Annotated in this window: 16 protein-coding genes and 1 tRNA gene; 12 read left to right on the top strand and 5 right to left on the bottom strand. The window is 69.0% G+C overall.

The window, feature by feature from the left end; all coding sequences use genetic code 11:
* Positions 1 to 36: 36 nt before the first annotated feature.
* Positions 37 to 4,086: a PD-(D/E)XK nuclease family protein gene (locus ON20_RS19440; RefSeq protein ID WP_083865095.1), complete on the top strand. Its 4,050-nt coding sequence runs from the start codon at positions 37 to 39 to the stop codon at positions 4,084 to 4,086.
* A complete protein-coding gene (locus tag ON20_RS19435; protein WP_040837435.1) occupies positions 4,083 to 7,499 on the top strand; it encodes an ATP-dependent helicase in 3,417 nt (1,138 codons plus the stop codon). Before ON20_RS19440 ends, ON20_RS19435 begins: the two co-directional genes overlap by 4 nt.
* 151 nt (positions 7,500 to 7,650) lie before the next feature.
* Here ON20_RS19435 and ON20_RS19430 read toward each other — a convergent pair whose 3' ends face one another.
* On the bottom strand, positions 7,651 to 8,052 hold the full coding sequence (locus ON20_RS19430) for a DoxX family protein (RefSeq protein ID WP_040837434.1): 402 nt from the start codon (positions 8,050 to 8,052) through the stop codon (positions 7,651 to 7,653).
* Positions 8,053 to 8,206: 154 nt separating this feature from the next.
* Between ON20_RS19430 and ON20_RS19425 the strand changes: the two genes are divergently transcribed.
* From ON20_RS19425 to ON20_RS19405, 5 genes are all read left to right on the top strand, one after another.
* A complete protein-coding gene (locus ON20_RS19425; RefSeq protein WP_086009031.1) occupies positions 8,207 to 9,274 on the top strand; it encodes a potassium channel family protein in 1,068 nt (355 codons plus the stop codon).
* Between the two features lie 44 nt (positions 9,275 to 9,318).
* Positions 9,319 to 10,221 carry an NAD(+) diphosphatase gene (nudC, locus tag ON20_RS19420; protein WP_040837433.1) on the top strand — a complete coding sequence of 301 codons (903 nt, stop codon included), beginning with the start codon at positions 9,319 to 9,321 and terminating at the stop codon, positions 10,219 to 10,221.
* Between the two features lie 326 nt (positions 10,222 to 10,547).
* Positions 10,548 to 11,996 carry a zinc-dependent metalloprotease gene (locus ON20_RS19415; protein ID WP_040837431.1) on the top strand — a complete coding sequence of 483 codons (1,449 nt, stop codon included), beginning with the start codon at positions 10,548 to 10,550 and terminating at the stop codon, positions 11,994 to 11,996.
* Positions 11,997 to 12,265: 269 nt separating this feature from the next.
* Positions 12,266 to 13,138, top strand: coding sequence for a TOMM precursor leader peptide-binding protein (locus ON20_RS19410; protein ID WP_040837430.1), 873 nt, complete (start codon positions 12,266 to 12,268; stop codon positions 13,136 to 13,138).
* Positions 13,139 to 13,206: 68 nt separating this feature from the next.
* A complete protein-coding gene (locus ON20_RS19405; protein ID WP_040837429.1) occupies positions 13,207 to 14,550 on the top strand; it encodes an ABC1 kinase family protein in 1,344 nt (447 codons plus the stop codon).
* Positions 14,551 to 14,670: 120 nt separating this feature from the next.
* On the opposite strand, the gene ON20_RS19400 is transcribed toward ON20_RS19405, so the two are convergent.
* Both ON20_RS19400 and ON20_RS19390 read right to left on the bottom strand, forming a co-directional pair.
* Positions 14,671 to 14,955 carry a WhiB family transcriptional regulator gene (locus ON20_RS19400; RefSeq protein ID WP_051162939.1) on the bottom strand — a complete coding sequence of 95 codons (285 nt, stop codon included), beginning with the start codon at positions 14,953 to 14,955 and terminating at the stop codon, positions 14,671 to 14,673.
* Between the two features lie 618 nt (positions 14,956 to 15,573).
* Positions 15,574 to 17,727 (bottom strand): ATP-dependent DNA helicase UvrD2, encoded by a 2,154-nt coding sequence (locus ON20_RS19390; RefSeq protein ID WP_051162937.1) that lies wholly within the window; start codon positions 17,725 to 17,727, stop codon positions 15,574 to 15,576.
* A gap of 151 nt (positions 17,728 to 17,878) precedes the next feature.
* Here ON20_RS19390 and ON20_RS19385 point away from each other — a divergent pair, with 151 nt between their 5' ends.
* Positions 17,879 to 18,109 (top strand): mycoredoxin, encoded by a 231-nt coding sequence (locus tag ON20_RS19385; RefSeq protein WP_083865093.1) that lies wholly within the window; start codon positions 17,879 to 17,881, stop codon positions 18,107 to 18,109.
* 100 nt (positions 18,110 to 18,209) lie between these two features.
* Entirely contained in the window at positions 18,210 to 19,241 is a 1,032-nt protein-coding gene (locus ON20_RS19380) for a YlbL family protein (protein ID WP_040837427.1), read from the top strand.
* A 290-nt stretch (positions 19,242 to 19,531) separates the two neighbouring features.
* On the opposite strand, the gene ON20_RS19375 is transcribed toward ON20_RS19380, so the two are convergent.
* Positions 19,532 to 20,116: a PPA1309 family protein gene (locus tag ON20_RS19375; RefSeq protein ID WP_040837426.1), complete on the bottom strand. Its 585-nt coding sequence runs from the start codon at positions 20,114 to 20,116 to the stop codon at positions 19,532 to 19,534.
* A gap of 307 nt (positions 20,117 to 20,423) precedes the next feature.
* Here ON20_RS19375 and ON20_RS19370 point away from each other — a divergent pair, with 307 nt between their 5' ends.
* Complete coding sequence (locus ON20_RS19370; protein ID WP_040837740.1) at positions 20,424 to 23,420, top strand: UPF0182 family protein; 2,997 nt, start codon at positions 20,424 to 20,426, stop codon at positions 23,418 to 23,420.
* 122 nt (positions 23,421 to 23,542) lie between these two features.
* On the opposite strand, the gene ON20_RS19365 is transcribed toward ON20_RS19370, so the two are convergent.
* Positions 23,543 to 23,878 (bottom strand): transglycosylase family protein, encoded by a 336-nt coding sequence (locus ON20_RS19365; RefSeq protein ID WP_040837425.1) that lies wholly within the window; start codon positions 23,876 to 23,878, stop codon positions 23,543 to 23,545.
* A 576-nt stretch (positions 23,879 to 24,454) separates the two neighbouring features.
* Here ON20_RS19365 and ON20_RS19360 point away from each other — a divergent pair.
* Together ON20_RS19360 and ON20_RS19355 are read left to right on the top strand one after the other, a co-directional pair.
* Positions 24,455 to 24,528, top strand: a tRNA-Met gene (locus tag ON20_RS19360).
* 318 nt (positions 24,529 to 24,846) lie between these two features.
* Positions 24,847 to 25,230: a nitroreductase/quinone reductase family protein gene (locus ON20_RS19355; RefSeq protein ID WP_040837423.1), complete on the top strand. Its 384-nt coding sequence runs from the start codon at positions 24,847 to 24,849 to the stop codon at positions 25,228 to 25,230.
* The last annotated feature ends 22 nt before the right edge of the window (positions 25,231 to 25,252 follow it).

The raw sequence follows: 25,252 nt of genomic DNA, 5'->3' as shown, positions 1-25,252 counted from the left end.
GCCGCGGTGGGTTTGCTCCGGCTGTGCCGGCCCTCGATGCCGCCCCTTGCGGCGGTGTCGGCCCCGTCTGTTGGAATAGCCCTCGTGGTGCGTTCGGACAACCCGGTGCGACTCGTTCGCCGGAACGTGGCGGCTTCTCGGCCCCGCGTCTGGGGTCCTGAGGTTCGCGCGCTGTTCGCCGCCACGCCGTCCGATTCCGTGGGTCCGGTCCGGTACCCGCGCCCCTGGCAGGTGCTCGGCGGCCCGGGCACCGGTAAGTCATCGCTGCTGGTGGATCTGGCGGCTACGCGTCTCGTCGCCGGCTCCGATCCGGAGTCGGTCCTGCTGCTCACCCACTCCAAACCCGCGGCTGTGGCGGTGCGTGACGCAATCACCGAACACCTGCTCGGTCATGCGGCGCGGCGCTCCGGGTACACCGAGGCCGGCGCGGCGAGCGACCTCGACATCCCCGGCGCCACCCGCGACCCGATGGTCCGCACCGTGCACTCCTACGCGTTCTCGGTCCTGCGCCGGCACGCCGCCACCCACGGGAATCCGCCGCCCCGGTTGCTCACCGGTGCCGAACAGGACGTGGTCCTGCGCGAGATGCTGCGCGGTGATCTCACCGATATCGCCGCCGGCGCGACCGACCTGTGGCCGTCGCGGCTGAAGCCCGCGCTGGGACTCAGCGGTTTCGCCGATCAGCTGCGCGATCTGATGTTGCGGGCCACCGAACGCGGTATCGGCCCGGAAGATCTGATCCGGCTCGGCCGCGAACACGATCGGCCCGAATGGGTCGCCGCCGGCCGTTTCGCCACCCGCTACGAACAGGCCATGCTGCTGCGCTGGTCGGTCGGTGTGGAAGCACCGGAGGCGTCGGCGCCCGCGCTGAACGCGGCCGAACTGGTCGGCGCGGCGCTGGACGCCCTGGCCGGTGATCCCGAGCTGCTGGCCGCCGAACGGTCCCGGGTGCGCTGCCTGCTGGTCGACGACGCACAGCATCTGGACCCGCAGGCCGCCGTGCTCGTCCGCGTCCTCGCCTCCGGGGCCGCCACCACGGTGATCGCCGGCGACCCCGACCAGGGGATTTTCGCCTTCCGTGGCGCCGACTCCCGATTTCTGGCGGAACTCGACACCCCCGCCGAGCAGCGGATCGTCCTGCGGCACAACCACCGAAGCGGCGCGGCGGTGCGGACCGCGGCCGCCCGGATCGCCGCGCGCCTGCCCGGGGCCGCGCCGCAGCGCCCCAACGAGGATGCCGACACATCACCCGATGACGACGGCGCGCAGGTCCGGGTGCGGGTATTGGGCAGCCCCGCCAAGGAGGCCGCGCTGATCGCCGACCATCTGCGGCGCGCGCATCTCACCGAGGGTGTGCCCTGGTCGCGAATGGCGGTCATCGTGCGCTCGGTGCCATTGCTGCTGCCACCGCTGCGCCGGGCACTGTCGGCGGCGGGAGTACCGGTGCGTCAACCCGCGCCGGACACCCCCTTGGCCCGCCGGCGCGGCGCGGCCTGGATGCTGTCGGCGTTGCGCGCGATTCTCGCGGGAGAGTCCGCACCGCGCGGACCCGGTTCCACGGCGGCGCTGTTCGACGCCGACGATGCCCTGGACCTGCTGTCCGGTCCGCTCGGTTCCGCCGACCAGATCAGCCTGCGCAGGCTGCGTCGCGGTATTCGCCGGACCGCGCTGGAGCTGGCCCGCTCGGCGCCCGGGCCCGCGGCCCCGCAACCGGGCCCCGAACCGTCCCTCGTCGGGGAATGGCCCGAGCCGCCACCCGAACCGGTCGACGAGCCACCCCTGCCGGACCCGTTCGACGATAAGCCGCCCCCCGACGACGCCTGGCCCGCCCCGAGCGAGTCCGCGACCCTCGACCCCTTCGCGGATGCCGCTCGGCTGGCCGACGACGCCGATTGGTACGGGCTCGACGAGGACTGGTTCCCCGATGACCGGGAGTGGGATGGTCTGCCTCCGGATTACCCCGACGACCTCGCGGAACCGGTCGACCCCGTCGACGGGGTGAACTCGCCGGACCCGGCGGACCCCAACCGTTTCTCCGACCCCACGGACACCCGGAACCGCGGCGGGCGCTCGGAGGACGACGCCACGGCCGGGTTCTCCGATGCGGAACCGGTCGCGCCGGCGGTATCCGACGACGCCCGGACCGACGCCTCCGCACCGATCGGTATCGAGCCGGATGCGGCCGGGCCGGACGGGGTCGAACCCGGTGCCGCGCGGCGTCCCGATGTCGACTCCGCCCGGTACATCGATGACAACGCCGCGGCCTCTGCCGGATTGGTCGACCGGTCCTCCGCCGAGATCCTGCGAGACCTGCTCCTCGGTATCGGGGACCGGCGTATTCCGGCCGGTCTGACCGAGGTCGAGTTCGCCCCGCTGCGCCGGGCCGGCGATGCCCTGGAGCGTGCCCGCCGGGTGCGGCGGCGCGGCGGCGGACTCGAGGACGTGCTGTGGGCGCTGTGGACCGGTTCCCGGCTGGAACGACATTGGGTCGCCCAGTCCGAACGCGGCGGGACGGCAGGTCAACAGGCCGACCGGGATCTCGATGCCGCGGTGGCCCTGTTCGACGCCGCGGCAGCCTATGTGGATCGCCTGCCCGGCGCGAGTATCGAGGGGTTCGTCGAATACCTGATACAGCAGGAGATCCCGAACGACCGCATGCCGACCACCCGCCGGGAGGACGCGGTGGACCTGCTCAGCGCGCATGCCGCGGCCGGGCGTGAATGGGAGGTCGTCGCCGTCGCGGGCGTACAGGAGGGGATCTGGCCCGATCCCCGCCCGCGCGGAACCCTGCTGCAAACCGAGGATCTGGTGGATCTCGCCGCGGGCATCGACACCGACGAACCGGTCAGCCGGGCCGCGCCGATCCTGGCCGAGGAGCGGCGGCTGCTGTATGTGGCGTGCGGTCGCGCCCGGCGGTCGCTGTTGGTGACCGCCGTGGAATCGGTGGCCGGCGACCGTGACCTGGTGCCCTCCCGTTTCCTGGCCGAGCTGCTCGGCCACGACGACGATGGTGAACCGGGCGCCCTCCCGGTCGCCGAACCGGGCCGTGCCCTGGCCATGCACGCACTGATCGCCGAATTGCGCGGGGTGGTCTGCGATCCGGACACCGACCCGGACCGTCGGATGCGCGCCGCGGAACAACTGGCCCGGCTCGCGCACGCGGGAGTACCCGGCACCGACCCCGACGACTGGTACGGCACCGCCGAACTCAGCTCCACCGAACCACTCTGGGACGACGACGATCCGGTCGCGCTATCGCCCTCCACAGTGGAACTTCTGCAGACCTGCCCACTGCGTTGGGCACTGGAACGCAACGGCGGTTCCGACGGCCACAACCCGCACGCGGTCAAGGGCAATCTGGTGCACACCCTGGTGCAGGCGCTGGCCGGGAAGATCCCGCCCGCACAGGTGCGGGCGGCGCTGGGCCGGGCCTGGCAGGCCGTCGAGCCCGGGGCCGGCTGGTATTCGCGGCAGGAGCGGCGACGTGCCGAGGCAATGCTGGACACCTTCATGACCTGGGTGAACAACACCCGCGGTGAACTCACCCAGGCCGGGGTGGAGGTTCCGGTGGACCATGTCCTGCCCGCCCGGGACGACTCGGAACCGCCCGTGCGTATCCGCGGTCGGATCGATCGGCTGGAACGCGATGCCTTCGGCCGGTTCGTCATCGTCGATGTGAAAACGGGTAAGACGGTCGTCGGCAAGGGCGCCGCCGCCGAACACGCCCAACTGGCGACCTACCAGGTGGCGGCCGCGTATGGTGCGCTGGACGATACGGTCGCCGCCGAACGCGACGACCCGGGCCGTATCGCCGCCGACCCGGACGAGACCGGCACGGACCGGGCCCCCGGCGGGGCGCGCCTGGTGTACGTCGCCAAACCGACCGCCCACGGTGTCGCCACCGAACGTGACCAGCCGCCCCTGGACGCCGAGGCCCTGAACGCTTGGCGCGCCGCCATCCACGCCGCCGCCGCCGCGACGAAGGGTCCCAGCTTCCTGGCCATGCGCAACGACGGCTGCCGGCATTGCGCCGTTCGGGCCGGTTGCCCCATCCAGGACACGGGACGCCAGGTGACCGACGAGTGAGCCGTCGGGTGACGCCGGAACGGCTGGCCGAGGCGCTCGGGCTGCCCCCGCCGACCGGGGAGCAGGCCGCGGTCATCGCCGCACCGCCCGAACCGACCCTGGTGGTGGCCGGGGCGGGCGCGGGCAAAACCGAGACCATGGCGGCCCGGGTGGTGTGGATGGTGGCCAACCGTCTGGTGGCACCGGACGAGGTTCTCGGCCTGACCTTCACCCGCAAGGCCGCCCAGCAGTTGACCGTCCGTATCCGAACTCGCCTGGCCCGATTGGCGGGTTCGGCGCTGCTGCGCGAACTGGACCCCTCCGGGGAGCTGCGCGCACTGCTGTCGGGCGCGGAGCCGGAGATCGGCACCTATCACTCGTATGCGGGCCGACTGCTGACCGAACACGGTCTGCTGCTGCCGGTGGAGCCGTCGGCGACCCTGCTCACCGAGACCCAGCTGTGGCAGCTGGCCCATCAGGTGGTGTGCGGCTGGGACGGCGATCTGGACACCGACCGCACCCCGGTCTCGGTCACCGAGGCGGTGCTCGCGCTGTCGGGTCAGCTCGCCGAACACCTGGTGGAACCGGAACAGCTCGCCGACGCGCACACCGAACTGGAGAAGCTGGTGTACACCCTGCCCCCGGGCCCGCGGCAGCGCGGCGGACCGAGCCGACTGCTGCTGGACCTGCTGCGGGTACAGCACGAACGGGTGGCGCTGCTGCCGTTGGTGCGGCGGCTGTCGGAGACACTGCGCCGTCGCGGCGCACTGGACTTCGGATCCCAGATGTCGCTGGCGGCGCGCCTGGCCGCCGAACACCCCGAGGTGGGCGCCGCCGAACGCGAGCGTTTCCGGCTCGTCCTGCTCGACGAATACCAGGACACCGGCCACGCGCAGCGCATTCTGCTCGCCGCACTGTTCGGCGGGGTCTCGGCCCGGCGCCGGGAGTCTCGACGCCCAGCGGTGACCGCCGTCGGCGACCCGATGCAGTCGATCTACGGCTGGCGCGGGGCGTCGGCGGCGAACCTGCCCCGGTTCGCCACCGATTTCCCCCGCGCCCCGGGTGTTCCCGCGCGGATCCTGCCGTTGCTCACCAGTTGGCGCAATCCGCCGGAGGCGCTGGCGTCGGCGAATATGATCGTCGAACCGTTGCGGGAGACCGCCCGGGGCGGCGGTGTCACGGTGGATCCGTTGCGCGCCAAACCCGATGCGCAACCGGGCACGGTGGCGCTGGCGCTCACCGAGACGGTCGCCGACGAACGCCGGTTGATCGCCGAACATATCGCGGCCGAATGGGCCGTGCGCCGCGAGACCGGCCAGGCTCCGCCCACCTCGGCGGTGCTGGTCCGCCGCAACGCCGACGCGCCCGCCCTCGCCGAAGCCCTGCGCACCGAGGGTTTACCGGTGGAGATCGTGGGCCTGGGCGGTCTGCTGGCCACCCCCGAGGTCGCCGATATCGTCGCCACCCTGCGCTTGATCGCCGAACCGCACGCGGGCAGCGCCGCTGTGCGGGTGCTCACCGGCGCCCGTTGGCGAATCGGCATCGCGGATCTGGCCGCGCTCGCCCGTCGGGCACGGGAGCTCTCGATCGGACGGGAAGCCGCGACCATCGGCGATATCACCGACGGCGCGACCCTCGCCGCCGCCTTGCGTGAGGTCGCCCCGGAACCGGCCGAACAGGCGGGACTGGCCGACGCCATCGCCGACCCCGGTCCGCCGCAGCGGTATTCGGCGGCCGGCTATCGTCGGATCGTCGCTCTGGGACGGGAGCTGGCGGCGTTGCGGGAGCGCAGCGGGCAGCCGCTCACCGAACTCGTCGCCGATGTCGAGCGCACCATCGGGGTGGGTGTGGAAACCCAGGCGCGTCGAGCGGTCTCCGGAAGCGGCGCCGGGCGCGAACATCTGGACGCCTTCGCCGAGGTGGTGGCCGGGTATGCCGGCGACGGCGGGGCATCGCTGGGCGGTCTGCTGGCATTCCTCACCGCCGCGGAGTCGGTGGAGAACGGGCTCGAGCCGGGTGAGGTCGAGGTCGCCGCCGACCGGGTGCAGGTGCTGACCGTGCACGCGGCGAAAGGACTGGAATGGGAGGTCGTCGCGGTACCGCATGTGGTGCGCGATGTCTTCCCGTCCGGCCGCGGCGCGGGTACCTGGCTCGGCGCCCTCGCCGAACTCCCGACCGCGCTGCGCGGTGACCGTGCCACCGCCGACTCCACCGAGGGTGTTCCGGTGCTGGGCCTGTCCGATATCCACGACCGCGCGGACCTGGAGCGGGCCGTCAAAGCGCACAAGACGGCCCTGGAACGCCGGCGGATCGACGAGGACCGCAGGCTGTTCTATGTCGCGCTCACCAGAACCGAACGCGTGCTGCTGGTTTCGGCGCACCATTGGGCCGAGACCGGGTCCTCGCCCAAGGGCCCCTCGGATTTCCTGCTCGAACTGAAACGGGCCGCCGACACATCCGACGGTGCCGTCGAAACAGCACAGTGGGCCGATCCGCCGGCCCCCGATGCCACCAATCCGTTCACCGACAATCCGACCACCGCGCACTGGCCTCGCGACCCGCTCGGGCACCGCCGCGACCCCATCGAACAGGGCGCCGCCCTGGTACGTGCCGCCATGGCCCGTCTCGCGGACCACCCCGCCGACACCGAACTGGCGGCCGAACCGGACCCGGCGGCCGATCCCGACGGCTGGGCCGCCGACGTGGACGCCCTGCTCGCCGAATATCGGGCCGGTGCGGCGGCGGAGCGCGAGGTGGAGTTGCCCGCCCAACTACCCGCCACCGCCCTGGTCGAACTGCGCGCCGACCCCAGCAAACTCGCCGCCCGCCTGCGCCGCCCCCTGCCGTATCCGCCGAATCCGATGGCCCGCCGCGGCACCGCGTTCCACGCGTGGGTGCAACGCTGGTTCGCCTCCGACCAGCTGCCCGGCCTGGACGAACTCCCCGGCGCCGCCGACGCCGGAACGGGCTCCACCGGGGACGCCGAACTGTCCCGGATGCAGGATGCGTTCCTGTCCTCGCCCTGGGCCGCGCGCCGCCCTGTCGAAGTGGAGGTGGCATTCGAAACCACCATCGCGGGCACCGTGATCCGCGGCCGGATGGACGCGGTGTTCGCCGAACCCGACGGTCGCTGGACCGTCGTCGACTGGAAGACCGGTGCCGAACCGGGCCCCGCCGACGAACCCGCGGTCGCCATGCAGTTGGCGGTGTACCGCCTGGCCTGGGCCCGGCTGATGGCCGTCCGCACCGGGGCGAGCGAACAGGAGATGCTGGACCGAATCGACGCCGCATTCCACTATGTGCGCACCGGGCGCACCGTTGCGCCGGACCGCTTACCGGGCCTCTCCGAGCTCGCGGAACTCATCAATTCCGCGGCCCATTCCGGCGGAACCGGCCAAAGCCCGGCGGGCGAGCGTTCGCCACGGAGGCGGTAGCGCGGCCGGCCACGGAGCGCGCGGCGAGAGCGCCGATGGATACCGCGGTCGAGCATCGCGCCGGAGGCAGCAGCGGTGCCGTGGCCGCGGAGGGGGTGGCGAGGCCGCTCGTGGACGCAACGGGCCGTGTCGGGTTCGGCGGCGGTAGCGTTCAGCCGCGGCGCACCGTCAGCGCCTGCGTGATCAGCGGCAGCTGCATCGGCAGTCGCAGCACCGAGATCAGTTTCAACGGCCGGGGCGCCTTCGGATTGCTCACCGTATCCACGGTGTACTGGATATTGGCCGGGAACACCGCGACGAACAGCAGTGCCGCGAGCAGGCCGCCGAGACGCCGGGTGTGCGGCACCACCAGTGCCGCACCGACTCCCAGTTCGGCCACACCGGACAGATAGGTGTAGGTGCGTGTCCGGCCGGGCAGCATCCGCGGCACGATCGAGTCGAAGAACTTGGGCATCAGGAAATGCAGCACCCCGGTGGCGATCAGCAGACCGGCCAGTCGCAGCGCGGGCACGCGGCCGGTATCGAGGGAATCCGTGGACGACGCAGCTGTCATGTGCCCACCCTAAACACCGTACGGCCGCTACGCCGCGACCCCTCGCGTGCCCGGTCGAGCGGGTAGGCTCTCCAGCTGTGCCGGAGAGAGATGCAGTGGCCATCGGTGTGGGCCGAGGGGTCGGTAGCGGCGGCGGAGGTCGTCGGTGAGTTCGGTGTTCACTGATCTGAGTGGCCGTGCGCGCAGCCTCGGTGGGCTGACCAAGCGACCGGATTTCGCGCTGGTCGGAGTCCTGCACATTCCGGAAGCGCGGTCCAGCCCGTGGATTTCCCTCATCCGCCGTGTGCTGTTCGCGATCTCCCTGTTGTTCATCGCGGGCGTCATCGTCTATATCGGGCGGGACGGGTACGCGGACAACAACTCCGACAGCGAGCTGTCGTTCCTGGACTCGATGTACTACGCGACGGTGTCGCTGTCCACCACCGGGTACGGCGATATCGCCCCGGTCACCCCGGGCACGCGGTTGGTGACCGCCCTTGTCATCACCCCGCTGCGGGTGCTGTTCCTCATCGTGCTCGTCGGCACCACCCTGGCCGTGTTGACCGAACGGTCCCGGCAGGCGTTCAAGATCCAGCGTTGGAGGCGTAGCGTGCGCAATCACACCGTGGTGATCGGTTACGGCACCAAGGGCCGTACCGCGATCGATGCCATTCTCGGCGATGGGGGGCAGCCCGCCGATATCGTGGTGGTGGACACCGACGAGCACGCACTGTCGGCGGCGGCCGCCGCGGGCCTGGTCACCGTGCACGGTTCGGCCACCCAGTCCGATGTGCTGCGCTTGGCGGGTGTGCAGAACGCCTCCGCGGTCGTGGTCGCCACCAACCGTGACGACACCGCCGTCCTGGTCACCCTGTCCGCGCGGGAACTCACCAAACGCGCCAAGATCGTCGCTTCGATCCGGGAGGCGGAGAACATCCATCTGCTGCGTCAGTCCGGCGCCGACTCGGTGGTGGTGTCGTCGGAGACCACCGGGCGCCTGCTCGGTATCGCCACCACCACGCCGACCGTGGTGGAGATGATGGAGGATCTGCTCACCCCGGAACACGGGTTCGCCGTGGCCGAACGCGAGGTGGAGCCCGGGGAGGTGGGCGGTTCACCGCGGCATCTCAGCGATATCGTGCTCGGGGTCGTGCGGGCCGGGGAGCTGATCCGGGTCGGCGAACCGGAGGTCGACGCGTTGGAGGCGGGCGACAAGTTGCTCTATATCCGTCGCGCCCGTTGAACCGCACGCAGGGCCTGGTAGAGGGTTGTTCTAGTCTCGGATGCGTGTCGGTTTTCGAGCTGCTCCACATTCCTCTGCTCTCCCGTTCGGTGATCGACCGCGCCGAAACGGTGCGCGCCGAGCCGCAGGCGTTGAAAGAAGGCTGGTCCTCGGCCCGGTTGCTGCGGGTCAACCGCCGCGGGCAGGCGCGGTTCGAAGACGGGGCACTGGTGTGGGGACCGGCGATCGAACTGTCCGCCGAGCCCAGCCCGGACGCGGTTTTCCTCGGTATCGCCGAGGGGGCGCACCTGTGGGCGGTCCGCGACAACGAGCTCACCGGCACACTGCGTGACCTGCGGGCTCTGGCCGATGCCATCGACGATTTCACCGCCCACGCCCTGTCCTCGGCGCTGGCCCTGCTGAACTGGCACGACAAGGCCGTCTACCACGCCGCCGACGGCACGCCCACGATCGTGTCGAGGGGTGGATGGTCGCGGACCACCGAAACCGGGGACGAGGAGTTCCCCCGGATCGACCCCGCGGTGATCTGCCTGGTACACGACGGTGCCGACCGGGTGTTGTTGGCCCGTCAGCACAACTGGCCGGCCACGCTGTTCTCGCTGCTCGCCGGTTTCGTGGAGGCGGGTGAATCGCTGGAGCGGTGTGTGGCGCGTGAGATACGTGAAGAAGTCGGCCTCGACGTGCGCGAGATCCGGTATCTGGGCAGCCAGCCGTGGCCGTTCCCGCGTTCGCTCATGCTCGGCTTCTGTGCCGTCGCCGACCCCGGGCAGCCGCTCGAATTCTCCGACGGCGAGATCGCCGAAGCGCACTGGTTCACCCGTGAGCAGGTGCGCGCGGCGCTGGCCGCGGGGGACTGGTCGGCGCGGTCGGATTCCGGGCCGGAGCTGCTGCTGCCGGGTTCGATATCCATCGCGCGCACCATTGTGGAATCCTGGGCCGCCGCGTGATGTGCGCCGGCCCACAGTCGTCGGGCCCGTCTGTTCACCCAGCGCGAAGCGGCCTCCGGTGAGCGGCTCCGGTATCCGCGACGCGCCTACTATGGGCTTTATGCAGCTTCACGAAGCGGCGGCTGTTTCCGACAGCGCGCACGCTCTCCCCGGCCACCGCCGCGTCCCCGGCGGTGCAGCGGTCGCGGCACGGACGAGTGCCACGGGGATGACCGGTCGGCGCCCGATCATGCCACGAAAGGACACGGCATGAGCGGTCAGGGCCCGGAGGCGGTAGCGGAGCGTGACCACGGAGGGCGCCCGGTCATGCCGCGAAAGGACACAGCATGAGTGATATTCCGTTCGGTTTCGGCAACCAGGACGACAACGATTCCGGTCGCGGTGACAAACCGGGCGGTCGCGGTAACGACCCGTTCGGTTTCGGTGCCGCCGGTTTCGACCCGGCGGCGCTGGGACAGATGTTGACCTCGCTCGGGCAGATGCTCAGTGGTATGGGCCAGGGGATGGCCGGTACCGGCGCCAAGTCCGGGCCGGTCAACTACGACGTGGCCAAGCGGTTGGCGCGTCAGCAGCTCGGTTCGACCGTTCCGCCGGTGTCCGCCGGTGCCTCCCGTGCCATCGTCGATGCCGCCCGCCTGGCCGAACTGTGGTTGGACGAGGCGACCACGTTCCCGGCGGGCGCGACGAGAACGGTGGCCTGGACGGCCAACGACTGGATCGAGGAGACCCTGCCGACCTGGCAGCGGCTCTGTGATCCGGTTGCCCAGCAGGTTTCGGGTATGTGGACCGCCACCATGCCGGAGGAGGCGCGCGAGTTCGCCGCCCCCATGATGGGGATGCTCGGGCAGATGGGCGGGCTGGCCTTCGGCTCCCAGCTCGGTCAGGCCCTCGGGCAGCTGGCGAAAGAGGTCCTGACCGGTACCGATATCGGACTGCCGCTGGGTCCGGTGGGCACCGCGGCGCTGCTGCCCACCGCGATCTCGAAGTTCAGCGAGGGGCTGGAACAGCCGGAGAGCGAGATCATGGTGTTCCTCGCCGCGCGCGAAATGGCACACCAGCGGCTGTTCGCGCATGTGCCGTGGCTGCGTCAGCAGGTGCTCGGCGCGGTGGAGGACTACGCCCGCGGTATCAAGATGGACTTCTCCGCGCTCGAGGAGGCCGCGCAGAACATCGACCCGATGGCGTTGACGGATCCGAGCAAACTCGAGGAGATCCTGTCCCAGGGCGCCTTCGAACCCCAGACCACCCCGGAGCAGAAACAGGCCCTGGAACGGCTGGAGACCCTGCTCGCCCTGATCGAGGGCTGGGTGCAGGTGGTGGTCGCCGCCGCGGTGGGCGAACGGCTGCCCGGCGCCGGGGCGCTGGCCGAGACGCTGCGCCGGCGGCGCGCGACCGGTGGGCCCGCGGAACAGACCTTCGCCACCCTGGTCGGCCTGGAGTTGCGTCCCCGGAAACTGCGCGAGGCCGCCGCTCTGTGGCAGCGTCTGACCGAGGGGGCCGGTACGGCTGTCCGCGACGGTGTCTGGGCGCATCCCGACCTGCTGCCGGACTCCGCCGATCTGGATTCCCCGGCCGGTTTCATCGACTGCGTGGTCGGCGGGGGTACCGCCGCCTTCGACGATCCGCTCGCCCAGTTGGCCGCCACCGAGGCCCGGGAACGCGACGAGGCGAGTCGGGCGGAAGCCGACGCGGAGGGAACCGAGCGGCCGAAGCGGGAGCCGCACGACGCGGACGGGGACGGCGGGCGACCCGGCGAAGCGGAGACCGACAAGTAGGGGTGGCCGCCGCGGGTGTCGGTGGGCCCGTCACCGCTCACCGGATGTGAACGGTCTCGGATCTCCGCTGCAGGCCCTGCGGTGATTCGTCCCCCGTAGGCCACGCCGCCGGGTGCGGGACACGCTGTCCGTGTCTCGGTTTCGTGGGCGACAGCCACCGCGTGACGGTATCCACGCGACGCACCGACCCTGTGGATAACGGGTGAAACCGCTGGACAACAGCGGTTTTCGGCGATGTCGATGCGGCCGTACACGCACATACTGCTGTCATGACGACAACTCGCCAACGTGGCCCGATGCTGCATCCCCGGGTGATGATCCTCACGCGCCCCTCCGGTGTGGTGCAGTTGGGATGGGATCCCGAAACCGCGCTACTCCTCGAAACCCCCGGTTTGCGCCCCGAACAGGTGGTCGCCTTCCTCCGGCTGTTGGACGGGCTGAACACCCGCGCGCAGATCGTCTGGCGGGCGGGGGATCACGGTCTCGTGCCGGACCAGGCCCTCGCCCTGCTCGGCGCCATCGACGCCAAGGGTTTGCTGCTGCATCCGGAGCGACCGGCCGGCCGGATCCGCTCGATCCGGGTGCACGGTCTCGGCCCGCTGTCCGACGCGATCGCCGCCGGGCTGCGCGGTTTCGGTGTCCGTCCGGAGCGCTCGCGTGGCGGCGATCTCCAGGTCCCCTCCCGGACCTCGGATCTGGTGATACTGGCCGATACGCTGGTACCCGATCCCCTGCTGGTGCACCGGCTGACCCGAGGGCGTATCGCGCATTTGCCGGTACGGCTCCGCGACGGTAAAGGCGTGGTCGGCCCGCTGGTCTTGCCCGGCCGTACGAGCTGTTTGCGTTGCGCGGATCTGGTTCGGCGCGATCGTGACACCGAATGGCCCATTCTGGCCGCGCAGCTATTGGGACGGGTGGGCCATGCCGGCCCCGCGGGTATCGCAGCCACGGCCGCGCTGGCTCTCGGGGAACTGGAGATTATCCTGGCGTGTTCGGCGCGCCGGGAGCCCGCCACCCTGGGTGGCACCCTCGAGCTGGATCTCGATTCGTATCGTCTCGACCATCGGCGCTGGCGGCCACACGCCGGCTGCGGATGTCTCTCGCCGAAAGTCGAAAAGGCCCGTGATGGGTATCACAACTGACGCTTCAGTTCTGATTATCACGGGGATTTTCATGGCGACCCTCAGGGTGTCTCCGCCATGATGGGGGAGTGTCTGAGATCGTGCGCCGTTCCGCTTCCCGCAATGCGAAGTTAGCCAAGATTCCTCTCGGCATCGCCGGCCGGGCGGCTGTCGGGTTCGGTAAGAGGCTTGCGGGCAGGGACCGTGACGAGGTCAGTGCCGACCTGAATCAGAAGGCTGCCGAGCAACTGTTCACCGTGCTCGGTGAACTCAAGGGCGGCGCGATGAAGTTCGGCCAGGCGCTCAGTGTGATGGAGGCGGCCGTTCCGGAGGAGTTCGGCGAGCACTATCGCGAGGCCCTCACCAAATTGCAGGCCGCCGCGCCGCCCATGCCCGCCGCGACGGTGCACAAGGTGCTCGACCACCAGCTCGGCACCCAGTGGCGGGAGCGTTTCGCGTCCTTCGATGACACACCGGCCGCCTCTGCCAGTATCGGCCAGGTGCACAAGGCGGTATGGTCGGACGGCCGTCCGGTCGCGGTGAAGGTGCAGTACCCCGGCGCGGACGAGGCGCTGCGCGCCGATCTCAGAACGCTCAACCGGATGACGGGTTTGTTCACCAAGGTGATACCCGGTGCCGATGTCAAACCATTGCTCGCCGAGATCACCGAACGCACCGAAGAGGAGTTGGACTACCGGAACGAGGCCAGAAACCAACGGGCCTTCGCCAAGGCCTACGACGGGCATCCGGAGTTCGTGATTCCCAAGGTCGTGGCCGGCGCGCCGAAGGTGCTCGTCAGCGAATGGCTCGAAGGCACACCGGTTTCCGCGGTCATCTCCGCCGGCGAGGCCGATCCGGAGGGGACTCGCGTGCTGCGCAACTGGGTGGCCGCACTGATGAGCCGTTTCCATTTCTCCGCGCCGGAGACCGTCGGGCTGCTGCACGCCGACCCGCATCCGGGCAATTTCATGATCACCCCGGAAGGCAAGCTGGCCGTCATCGATTTCGGCGCCTGTGCCCCGCTGCCGAACGGGTTCCCGGAACAGCTGGGCCGGATTCTCGCTCTGGCGGTACTGGAGGATTACGCCGACCTCACCGAACTGCTGCACGAGAACGGCTGGGTGATTCCGGGGAGGACGATCACCGAGCAGGAGATCGAGGACTATCTGCGTCCGTTCACCGATCCGATCCGCTCGGACTCGTTCCGTTTCACCCGCAAATGGATGCAACGGGTCGCCGGGAAGGCCACTGATTACTCGTCGCCGGAGATGAAGACCGCGCGGGCCCTGATGCTGCCCGCCGAATACGTGATGATCTTCCGGGTGCTCGGGGGTTCCATCGGGATCTGCGCCCAGCTCGACGCCGAGGTGCCGTTCATCCAGTTGGCGGCCGCCTGGCTGCCGGGCTTCCGGGAGGAGCGCGACAGCGCCTGACCGGCACGCGCGTTCATCGAAACTCCTTGCGGTACAACCGAATCACGAAGCAGGACGAGCCGCTCACCTCGCCAGGATGAGATGAGCGGCTCGTCCGCGATGTCGGCATCCTACGTCCCTTCAGACGCAGCTCGCGACCTTGCGTGGCCGGCCACGCGGGCGCTTGCGGGCGATCACGACCCCCTGATCGAAGATCTCGCCACCCCACACACCCCATGGTTCGCGCCGATCGATGGCGGCGCTCAGGCAACCCTTGCGGATCGGGCAAGATGCGCACAGCGCCTTGGCCTGCTCCAGCTGGGCCGGGCTCTCGGCGAACCACAGATCAGGGTCGCCCGCCCGGCAGGGCAGGGTGGTGGCGATCACCCGGTCGGTGGAAATCGTTGCGACAGTTCGGCGTGCCACGTCAGCAGCGGCCTGCGGCCGACTCTGGGCGGTGATCACGTCGTTCTCCTTCAGCTCGTTGCAGCGGTTCGGTGTCGTTCCGCGAAACCGGTGCCGGGTGGCTGAAGGCCGGAAGAACAATTCTGGCCACGGTTTCGCTTTCGGGGCGATCCGTGGCCAGGAGGTGGGATATCTCCCTACCTAGGTCGGCATCTGGGCCGCCTGTTCACGGTCGCTTGGTCGGCATTGCGGAGGCGTTCCGCCGGGTCGAGGGCCACGTCGGCACTCTCGACGGAGGAAATTCCGACCGTTGCCGGGGCAAAGGTGGGATGCCAGTCCGCGTTGGGCTTGTCCTGCAGTGCGATGGGTGCATACACCTGGGCAACAAAGGCAGCTTTGCCCGTGGGCTCACCGAATCCGGTGCGGGACAGACCGGTCCCCTGCATGGCGAGGACCCCCCGGGAAGCAGCCGACACGGGCAGGTGCAAGACACCGCACATCGCGTGGATAGCCGTGCTGCCGTTCATCGTCCGCCTCCCTCCGATACTCGTAATCAGTAGTTGAACTGTGCGCGTAGAAGTGCCCTCCCGAGCGCGTTTTCCACCATAGGCGGTTGCCGACAACTCGACAACCTATTTTCTACCTGCGGTTTCGTATTGTCGCCCGGATCCGGGAGGCAACGATCGCCAGCACTTGGGCGCCGTACTGTTCGATCTTGCGTGGCCCGATCCCGGGAATGGCAGCCAGCGCATTGTCGTCGACGGGGAGTTGTTCGGCGATCGCGGTGAGGGTGGTGTCGGTGAACACGCTGAACTCCCGCACCCGCTGTTCGGCCGCTTTCTCGTCTCGCCACTCACGCAGTGTCGCCAGCAGTTCCTCGTCGAGTTCCGCCGGACATCGGCGGCACCGCCCGAGCATGGTCGCGTAGGTGCCGATCAGTGGTTTCGCGCAGATCCGGCAGGTCGGACGGACCCGATCGCCCGCCGGACGTGGCGAAGCGGCCGCGATCCGCGAGGCCGGTGAATCCTCCGGTACCAGTCCGGCCAGAAAGCGGGAACGTCTGCGAGTGCGCCGGTCGCCCGCTCCGCGGGACAGCGCCCAGGACAGCCGCAGATGCACCCGGGCCCGGGTCACCCCCACGTAGAGCAGCCGACGTTCCTCTTCCAGCGCGGCCGGATCGGCGACCGAACCGTCATCGGCCAGCACATACGCGATCGGCAGCGTGCCGTCGGCGAGGCCGACCAGGAACACCGCGTCCCATTCCAGGCCCTTGGCCGCGTGTAGTGAGGCCAGGGTCACCCCCTGTACGGTCGGCGGATGCCGGGACTCGGCCCGGGCGGTGAGTTCCCGCAGCAGACCGGACAGGTCCAGCCCCGGTTCGTGTTCGACGAGTTCCTCGGTCAACCGCACCAGCGCGGTCAGCGAGGACCACCGTTCCCGGGCCTGCGTCCCCGTGGGCTCGGCGGTGGTGAGGCCGAGCGGGGCGAGTGCGGCGCGCATCAGGGTGATCAGAGCCGCTCCGGTGCGGGACGGGTCCGGTAGATCGTCGCGGGCGGCGGTGCGGTGTAGTTGCTGGACGGCCTGGCGCACCTCCGGCCGGGCGAAGAACCCCTCTCCGCCGCGCACCTGATACGGGATCCCTTGTTCGGTCAGTGCCTGCTCATAGGCTTCGGACTGGGCGTTGATCCGGTACAGCACCGCGATCTCCGCTGCCGCGACCCCGTCGGCGATCAGTTTCCCGATGGCGCGGGCCACGGCCGCGGCCTCGGCGGTGACATCGGGGTACTCGGCGAATTCCGGCTCTGGGCCGTCCGCACGCTGACCGATCAATTGCAGCCTGGTACCGGCGATCCGGCCCGTGGCCATCCCAATCACCCGGTTGGCCAGCGATACCACCTGCGGCGTGGACCGGTAGTCGCGTTCCAGCCGTACGACGGTGGAGTCCGGGAAGCGCCGGGAGAAATCGAGCAGGTAGCGGGGTGTGGCGCCGGTGAACGAGTAGATCGTCTGATTGGCGTCGCCGACGACGGTGAGATCATCGCGATCGCCCAGCCAGGCGTTGAGCACCCGCTGCTGCAACGGGGTGACGTCCTGGTATTCGTCGACGACGAAACTGCGGTAGCGCCCGCGGAATTCGTCGGCGACGGCCGGATAGTCCTCCAATGCGGCGGCGGTGTGCAGTAGCAGGTCGTCGAAGTCCAACAGCAGGCCCTCGGGGGTGGTCTTGAGTGCTTCGTAGGCCTCGTAGACCTCCGCGATCCGCGCCGCGTCCCCAGGGGTGTCGCGCCGTCGTGCCGTGACCGCCGCGAGGTAGTCCTCGGGCGCCACCAGCGAGGATTTGGCCCATTCGATCTCGCCCAGCAGATCGCGCACGTCTTCGGTGGCACTTCCCATACCGATCCGATCCGCGGCCTTGGCGACCACCGCGAACTTGCTGTCGAGCACCCGCCACGGCACCTCGCCGACCACCTGCGGCCAGAAATACCTCAGCTGCCGCAGTGCCGCGGCGTGAAAGGTGCGGGCCTGCACCGTATGCGCCGCACCGCCGAGGCCGAGTGCGCGCAGCCGGCCGCGCAGTTCACCCGCCGCGCGCGCAGTGAACGTGACGGCCAAGACCTGGTCGGCGCGCACCTGCCCGGCCGACACCAGATACGCGATGCGATGGGTGATGGTCCTGGTCTTGCCTGTGCCCGCCCCGGCGAGCACACACACCGGTCCGCGGGGCGCGCGGACGGCGGCCGCCTGCTCGGGATCCAGGGCGGTGAGGTCGAGTGCGGGCACGGCCACCATCATGACAGCGACCGCCGACACCACCCACACCGAGCGAACGCACGAATGCGTTCCCATAAAACGCGCCGAGTTCGCTGTCACAGCCGGGCAACGGAACAGGAACGCCATCACCGGTGTTGCTTCCTGCGTGACCGATGCGACACCTGACCTGATCATGTACTCGACCACCTGGTGCGGCTACTGCCGCAGGCTGAAGACCCAGCTGCAGGAGGCCGGGATCAGCTATGCCGAGATCGATATCGAGCAGGACCCCGCCTCGGCGGAGTTCGTCGGCAGCGTCAACGGCGGCAACCACGTGGTCCCCACCGTCGAATTCCGCGACGGTTCGACCGCGACCAATCCGTCGTTGGCCGAGGTCAAGAAGGCACTCACCAGTCTGGCCTGAGGCCGTTCGGACCGCACGAAGCCACTGTCCACTCGACACCGTACGCGCCGGGGCACGCCACTGACGTGCGTCGGCGCCGTCGGTCGCTACTGTTGGCCGGGTGAATCGTCGGATCCTCACACTGCTGGCCGCGCTGATCCCGGTACTCATCCTCGGTGTTGTCGGCAGCACGTTCAGCGTGCCGTTCGTCGCCCTCGGACCCGGGCCCACCTTCAACACCCTGGGGGAGGTGGAGGGCAAGAAGGTCGTCGAGGTCTCCGGCACCGAGGTCGATCCGACGACCGGCAATCTGAACATGACCACCGTCGCGGTGCGCGACGGGCTCACCATCTTCGAGGCCCTCGGTTTCTGGATCAGCGGTCGACACGGACTGGTACCCCGGGCCGAGGTGTACCCGCCCGGCGTGTCGCGGGAGGAAATCGATCAGTCCAACCAGCAGGAGTTCGAGAACTCCGAAAGCAATGCCGAGGTCGCGGCGCTGCGTCACCTGAACCTGCCCACGGCGGTGCTGGTGCGTGAGGTGACCGAGAACGGTCCGGCCAAGGACGTGCTCCATCCCGGCGACGAATTCGTCGCCGTCAACGGCACCCCGGTGACCACGTCCCAGGATGTGGTGGCCGCGGTGTCCGGACAGGCGCCGGGCAGCCCGCTGACCGTGGTGTTCCGTCGGGACAACACCGAGCAGACGGCCACCGTCACGCTCGCTTCCCGTCCCGATGATCCCGCCAAGGGGTATATGGGCGTGATCCCGGCCGAAGGCGCCCGCCCGCCCATGCGTGTCGCCTTCAATCTCGCCGATATCGGCGGCCCGTCGGCTGGGCTGATGTTCAGTCTGGCGTTGATCGACAAGCTCACCCCCGGGGAACTGGACGGTGGCCGGTTCGTCGCCGGTACCGGCAGCATCGACGACGACGGCGAGGTCGGTCCGATCGGTGGGATCCAGTACAAGATGATGGCCGCGCGGGAGGCGGGGGCGGAGGTCTTCCTCGTCCCCGCGGCCAACTGCAACGAGGCCCGGCAGCGCATCCCCGAGGGGTTGCAGCTGGTGAAGGTGGAGAATCTCGCCGGTGCGGTGCAGTCGCTGAACGATATCGAGGCCGGGCGGGCGGCACCGAGCTGCGCCGCCGGCTGAGGCCGTGCCGGGCACCCGGCCGACCGTGTCGCGAGTGCCGGAGCGTGCGGCACGGGCATTGTCGGTCGGGCGGTGCGCGTCGCGTACACGGCACGCCGACTCGTGCCGCGTGCTGTGCGCGTGGGGGTCGGGTCGTGCCGGGTATTGCCGGTGCGCCGACTCGTCGCGGCTGTTGTGTCCCTGGCGGGTCGGGTCGTGTCGGATGTAGACGGTGGGCCGGGTGCGGTGTCCGCGGTGGTCCGGGTCGTACCGCTGCGCCCACCGCGGCCTGTTATAAGCCCGCGCCGGGATTAGCCGGCCGGCTGGTCCAGGGTATGGCGCAGTGCCTCGACCAGGTTAGGCGCGAGATCGGGGTGGGTGCGCAGCTCCAGATCACCGTCCTCGTCCGCTTCCGGACGCAGCTGTAGCAGGCACAGGGTCTTCCCCGAGCGCAGCGCGGCGGCGAACAGGCGGGCGTCCCGCCGCCGCGGATGCGCCTGCGCCGCCGCCCGCCCGGCGGCGTCCGCGGCCGCCGTATCGGCCAGCAGCGGGGTGAGTGCCGCGTCGAGGTCGTCCTCCGCGTCCGGCGGCAGGACCACGATCTCCTGGACCAGTACGCACCCGGCCACCGTGGGCGGCCAGCTGGTGGTGGCCAGGAACTCGTCCAGGGCCACCGATCCGGCGGACACCTCCTCGGGCAGTTCTTGCGCCACCGGGGTGAACTCGTCGGCCGTGTCGACCTGGTCGATGAGCCCCGGTTCGACGGCGATCAGCTCCGCTGTCGGCACCAGCGCGAACATCTGCGGGGCCGAGCCCCAGCCCTCGGCGTCCACGAATTCCGCCACCTCCCGGACGGAGTGTGCGAGGACAACTTCGGCATGCAGATCGGAACTCACCCGTCCATCCTCGCATCCGTGAAAACGTGTGGGCGGAGCCCGCCCCGAGTCCGGACCGGCCGGGGTGGATTCGCATCGGCGGATTCGCGGAGAGAGGTGAATAGTCGGGGTCGTGAGGGCCCCGACAGCGCCGCCGCCGGGTGGCGTGATCGAACACCGCTCCAACCCTGCGCCGGCTTCGGTGTCCGATTTCACTAGAGTGGCGTGCAGACGGTCCACACGGACCGACCGCAAAAGTTACGGACTGCGGCGCCGGTCCGGTGAGACCACCGGTCCCGGCGTCGCCAGGACCCTGGAGAGTGGCATCGTGGGCATGCGGCCCCCCACCGGCTTACCATCGCTGTCCCGACGCAGCCGCCTGCTGCTGGTGCTGGCCGTCGCGCTGGCGGCCCTACTGCTAGTGGGACCCCGGTTCGTCGATACGTACACCAACTGGCTGTGGTTCGGTGAGGTCGGATTCCGCGAGGTCTATCTGACCGTGCTGTGGACCCGAGTCCTGACCTTCCTGGTCGTGGCACTGCTGGTGGGGGGCGTGGTCTGGGCGGCGCTGCTGCTGGCCTACCGGACTCGGCCGGTATTCGTACCCACCGCGGGACCCAACGACCCCATCGCCCGCTACCGCACCACGGTGATGGCCCGGCTGAGACTGTTCGGCCTGGGTATTCCGGTGCTGGTAGGGGTGCTGTCCGGTCTGGTCGCCCAGGCCGGATGGGTCACCGTGCAGCTGTTCCTGCACGGCGGTTCGTTCGGGCAGCGGGATCCCCAGTTCAACCTCGACGTCGGGTTCTACGCCTTTGACCTGCCGTTCTATCGGATGGTGCTGAACTGGCTGTTCGTCGCCGTGGTGATCGCCTTCTTCGCGAATCTGGTGACGCATTACGTCTTCGGTGGTCTGCGGCTGACCGGTAAGGAAGGCGTTCTCACCACTCCGGCCCGGATCCAACTCGCCGTGCTGGCCGGGCTGTTCGTCCTGCTGAAGGCCGTCGCGTACTGGTTCGACCGGTACGAACTGCTGATGAGCAGCCGTAAGGAGCCCACCTTCAACGGCGGTTCGTATACCGATATCAACGCGGTACTGCCGGCCAAGTTGATCCTGTTGGCCATCGCGGTTATCTGTGCGCTGGCCTTCTTCGCCGGTATCGTGCTGCGCGATCTGCGTGTGCCCGCTATGGCGGCGGCCCTGCTGGTGCTCTCGTCGGTGCTGGTCGGCGCGGTGTGGCCGCTGGTGGTGGAGCAGTTCTCGGTGCGCCCGAACGCCGCGCAGAAGGAGCGCGAGTACATCGAGCGGAATATCGCCGCCACCCGGCACGCCTACGGCATCACCCCGGACAAGATCGAGTACATCGACTACCAGGGTGAGAGCAGCAAGGACCCGAGGGATGTCCCGGCCGACCACGCCACCATCGCCAATGCCCGGCTGCTCGATCCGAACATTCTCTCCCCGACGTTCACCCAGTTGCGCCAGCTGAAGAACTTCTACGGCTTCCCGGAGCAGTTGGATATCGACCGCTACGAGCTCAACGGCCAGATCCAGGACTTCATTGTCGGCGCCCGGGAACTGTCCCCGGCCTCGCTCACCGGTAACCAGACCGACTGGATCAACAAGCACACCGTCTACACGCACGGCAACGGGTTCGTCGCCGCTCCGGCCAACCGGGTGAACCGGCCGCAGTCGGAGAACCCCACCGAGGCGGGCGGCAGCAGCGACTCCGGTTACCCGATCTTCATGGTCAGCGATCTGTTCACGCCCAAGGACCGGCAGCAGATCGGGGTCGACCAGCCGCGTATCTACTACGGTGAGCTGATCTCACAGTCCAACCCCGACTACGCCATCGTGGGCTCGGTCGATGGACAGCCGCCGCGCGAATACGACTCCGATGTTGCGCAGTACACCTACACCGGCGCCGGTGGCGTGCCGATCGGCAACTGGTTCAACCGGCTCGCTTTCGCGGCCAAGTACGCCGAACGCAACATCCTGTTCTCCTCGGCCATCGGTGACAACTCCAAGATCCTGTTCAATCGCTCCCCCCGGGAGCGGGTGCAGAAGGTCGCGCCCTGGTTGACCGCGGACGGCAACGCCTATCCGGCCGTGGTCAAGGGCCGCATCGTCTGGATCGTGGACGCCTACACCACGCTGGACCACTACCCGTACTCGCAGATGACCTCGCTGGAGGGCGCGGTCGAGGACAGTATCGACCAGCGGACCGGCCGGTTGCTGCCGCGTAAGGAGGTCGGCTATATCCGCAACTCGGTGAAGGCCACCGTCGACGCCTATGACGGCACGGTGACCCTGTACGAGGTGGATCCCACCGACCCGGTGCTGAAGGCGTGGCGCGGCGTGTTCCCGAACGCGGTTCGACCGGAAAGCGAGATCGGTCCCGAATTGCGGGCGCACTTCCGCTATCCGGAGGACCTGTTCAAGGTGCAGCGCGAGATGATGACGAAGTACCACGTGGACGATCCGCGCGAGTTCTTCACCAACAACGCCTTCTGGTCGGTGCCGTCGGATCCGACGGTGGAGGGCCCGACCGCCAATCAGCCGCCGTACTACGTGCTGTTGGGCGACCCGAAGACCGAACGCCCGGTGTTCAATCTGACCAGCGCGATGGTGGGCTACAACCGGCAGTTCCTGTCGGCGTACATCTCGGTGCGTTCCGACCCGGAGGGCTACGGCAAGTTCCGCATCCTGCGGCTGCCGACGGATACCCAGACCCAGGGTCCGCAGCAGACACAGAACACCATGACGACGGCGCCGCAGGTCTCACAGGAGAAGACTCTGCTGTCGAACTCGAACAAGATCCGCTACGGCAATCTGCTGACGCTGCCCGTGGCCGATGGTGGCATCCTCTATGTCGAGCCGTTCTACAACGAGCGCAATACCGGTCCCAACACGGCGACCTTCCCGCAGTTGCTGCGGGTGCTGGTCAGCTATCGCGACGAGGCGGGCAGCGTGAAGGTCGGCTATGCCTCCACCCTGGCGGAGGCGCTGAACCAGGTCATGCCGGGTACGGGGTCGCTGGCCACCCCGTCCGGCGGTGACCCGGCCACCAGGCCCAGGCCGGGTAGTGCGCCCGCGGGGGAGACCGCCCCGTCCGAGACCCAGGGGAGCACGCCTCCGGCGCAGGGGGCGTCGACTCCGCCGTCGACCGGTTCCGCGGCCAGGGACGCGGCGGCCGCCGAGCTGAACCGCAAGATCGAGGCCGTTCGCACCGCCATGCGCTCGGGTAACTTCCAGGACTTCGGCAAGGCCCTGGACGACCTCGAGGCCGCGGTGAAGGCGTATCAGGACGCGGGCGGCCGGTAGGTTACGCCGGCGCTATGAACGACAGTGGCGCTGCCATCCGATCGGATGGCAGCGCCACTGTCGTTCGCTGTGTGATCGGTCCGGCGGTCAGCGGGCGTCGGTCGTCCGCGCGCCGGCCGGGGTCACAGGTACCGGCTGCAGACCGGCCAGGCGCCGGGGCCCTGGTTGGCGAGCACGTTCTCCGCGACACGGATCTGCTCTTCGCGGCTGGCGTTGCTCGCCAGGCCGGTGCCGCCGTGGGACTCCCAGGTGCTCTGGGTGAACTGGAGGCCACCGTAGAAGCCGTTACCGGTGTTGGTGGACCAGTTGCCGCTGCTCTCGCACTGGGCCACAGCGTCCCAGTTGCCGGAGGAGGCCGAAGCGGTGGTGGTGGAAAGACCGAACGGTACGGCAACGAGAGCCCCGGCGATGGCAGTCAGACCGAGGGCGCGAGTGCTGAACTTTCGGGTCTTGTTCATGTGGCAAATCCCTGCCTGTGCCCACCGGCAGCGTGAGACATCCACGTGCCCCTGTCCCCAGGAAATGTCGGGGGTATCCGAACCGCGGGACAGGGTTGCCGGTGTTCGACGGTTCGGGTTCGAGCCCGTCACGGTTGACCGGGCCACTGGGAACAAGGTAACCAAACAATCTCGACAGATCACGTATTGATAACTGTGGATAGTTTGGCCCACCGCGACTCGAACTTCTCTGTCCTAGCAGGTTGTTATCGTTTTTTGCTTACCCAATACGACTGTATATAACACCGTTATATGTTCGGTGTCACACCGAAATAGTGACTCGGGTCACAAAGTTCCGTCGCAGAACTCCGGCAATACATCGGCGAACACCCGCTTCGCCCGAGGGCGCCTCCGGTGTGCACCGGCGGGCCCGGCCCTGGACGGTGTTCGGGTCGCGCGCCGCGCCGGGTGATCGCCTCTCGATCGCTCATGGCCGGCGGCGTGGTGGCGACCGACCCTCGCGGAAGATGCCGAGAGGCGTCGTGACCAGGAGATTTGCCATCGACGTGAACCCGTGTGTAATGTTGTGTTCACCGACGCGGGGTGGAGCAGCTCGGTAGCTCGCTGGGCTCATAACCCAGAGGTCGCAGGTTCGAATCCTGTCCCCGCTACTAAAAGCGGCCCCGGAGACATCCTCTCCGGGGCCGCTTCATTGTTTCCGGCCCCGCTACGAGTCAGCGTGAGCGGTTCCGGTCCGGGCGAACGCCGTCGTGAACACGCAATAGTGAGAGCAAAGACGGCTCGTCGAAGACAATTCGTATTCCTTGGGCTATCCAATAATTCTCCCGCATTACACGGCAATCATGCGCCCAGCTCCGGCCGTGTCCACTCGGCTGCCGGCCGGGTAACGGAGTGGTCGGCTTCGGTGATCGACGCGCACCGGAGGGCGAAAAGCCATATGCCATCGAATTTCACGCTGAAGGCCACCAATGCCGTTGTGGCGGATCGGTCGCGGTCGTCTGGGCGCCGACTTCTACGGGATGCCCTCCCTGGAGCTCGTCACCATCGGCCGCAAGTCGGGACGCCGGCACGCGGTCATGCCGACCGCTCCATCGTGTGTGGGGGAGTGCATCCTGGTCGCTTCCCGCGGCGGCGATCCGATGCATCCGGCCTGGTTCTGGAATATCCGCGACAACCCCGGGGCGGAGGTCTCCTTCCGGGACGGACCGTGGCAGCCCATGGCGAGGCGGGTGCTGTCCACGGAGGAACGCGCCGTGCTGTGGCCGTGTATCACCGCCGACTATCCGGTGTACGGCGATTATCAGAAGCGCACCACACGAGAGATCCCGCTGGTTCGGCCGACGCCTCGGTGATGCCCACGGCATCGTGGGCATC

This window comes from Nocardia brevicatena NBRC 12119 (assembly GCF_000308495.1).
GTDB classification, from domain to species: domain Bacteria; phylum Actinomycetota; class Actinomycetes; order Mycobacteriales; family Mycobacteriaceae; genus Nocardia; species Nocardia brevicatena.
The sequence above is the reverse complement of the archived record's forward strand: the minus strand, read 5'-3'. Positions and strand labels throughout refer to the sequence as shown.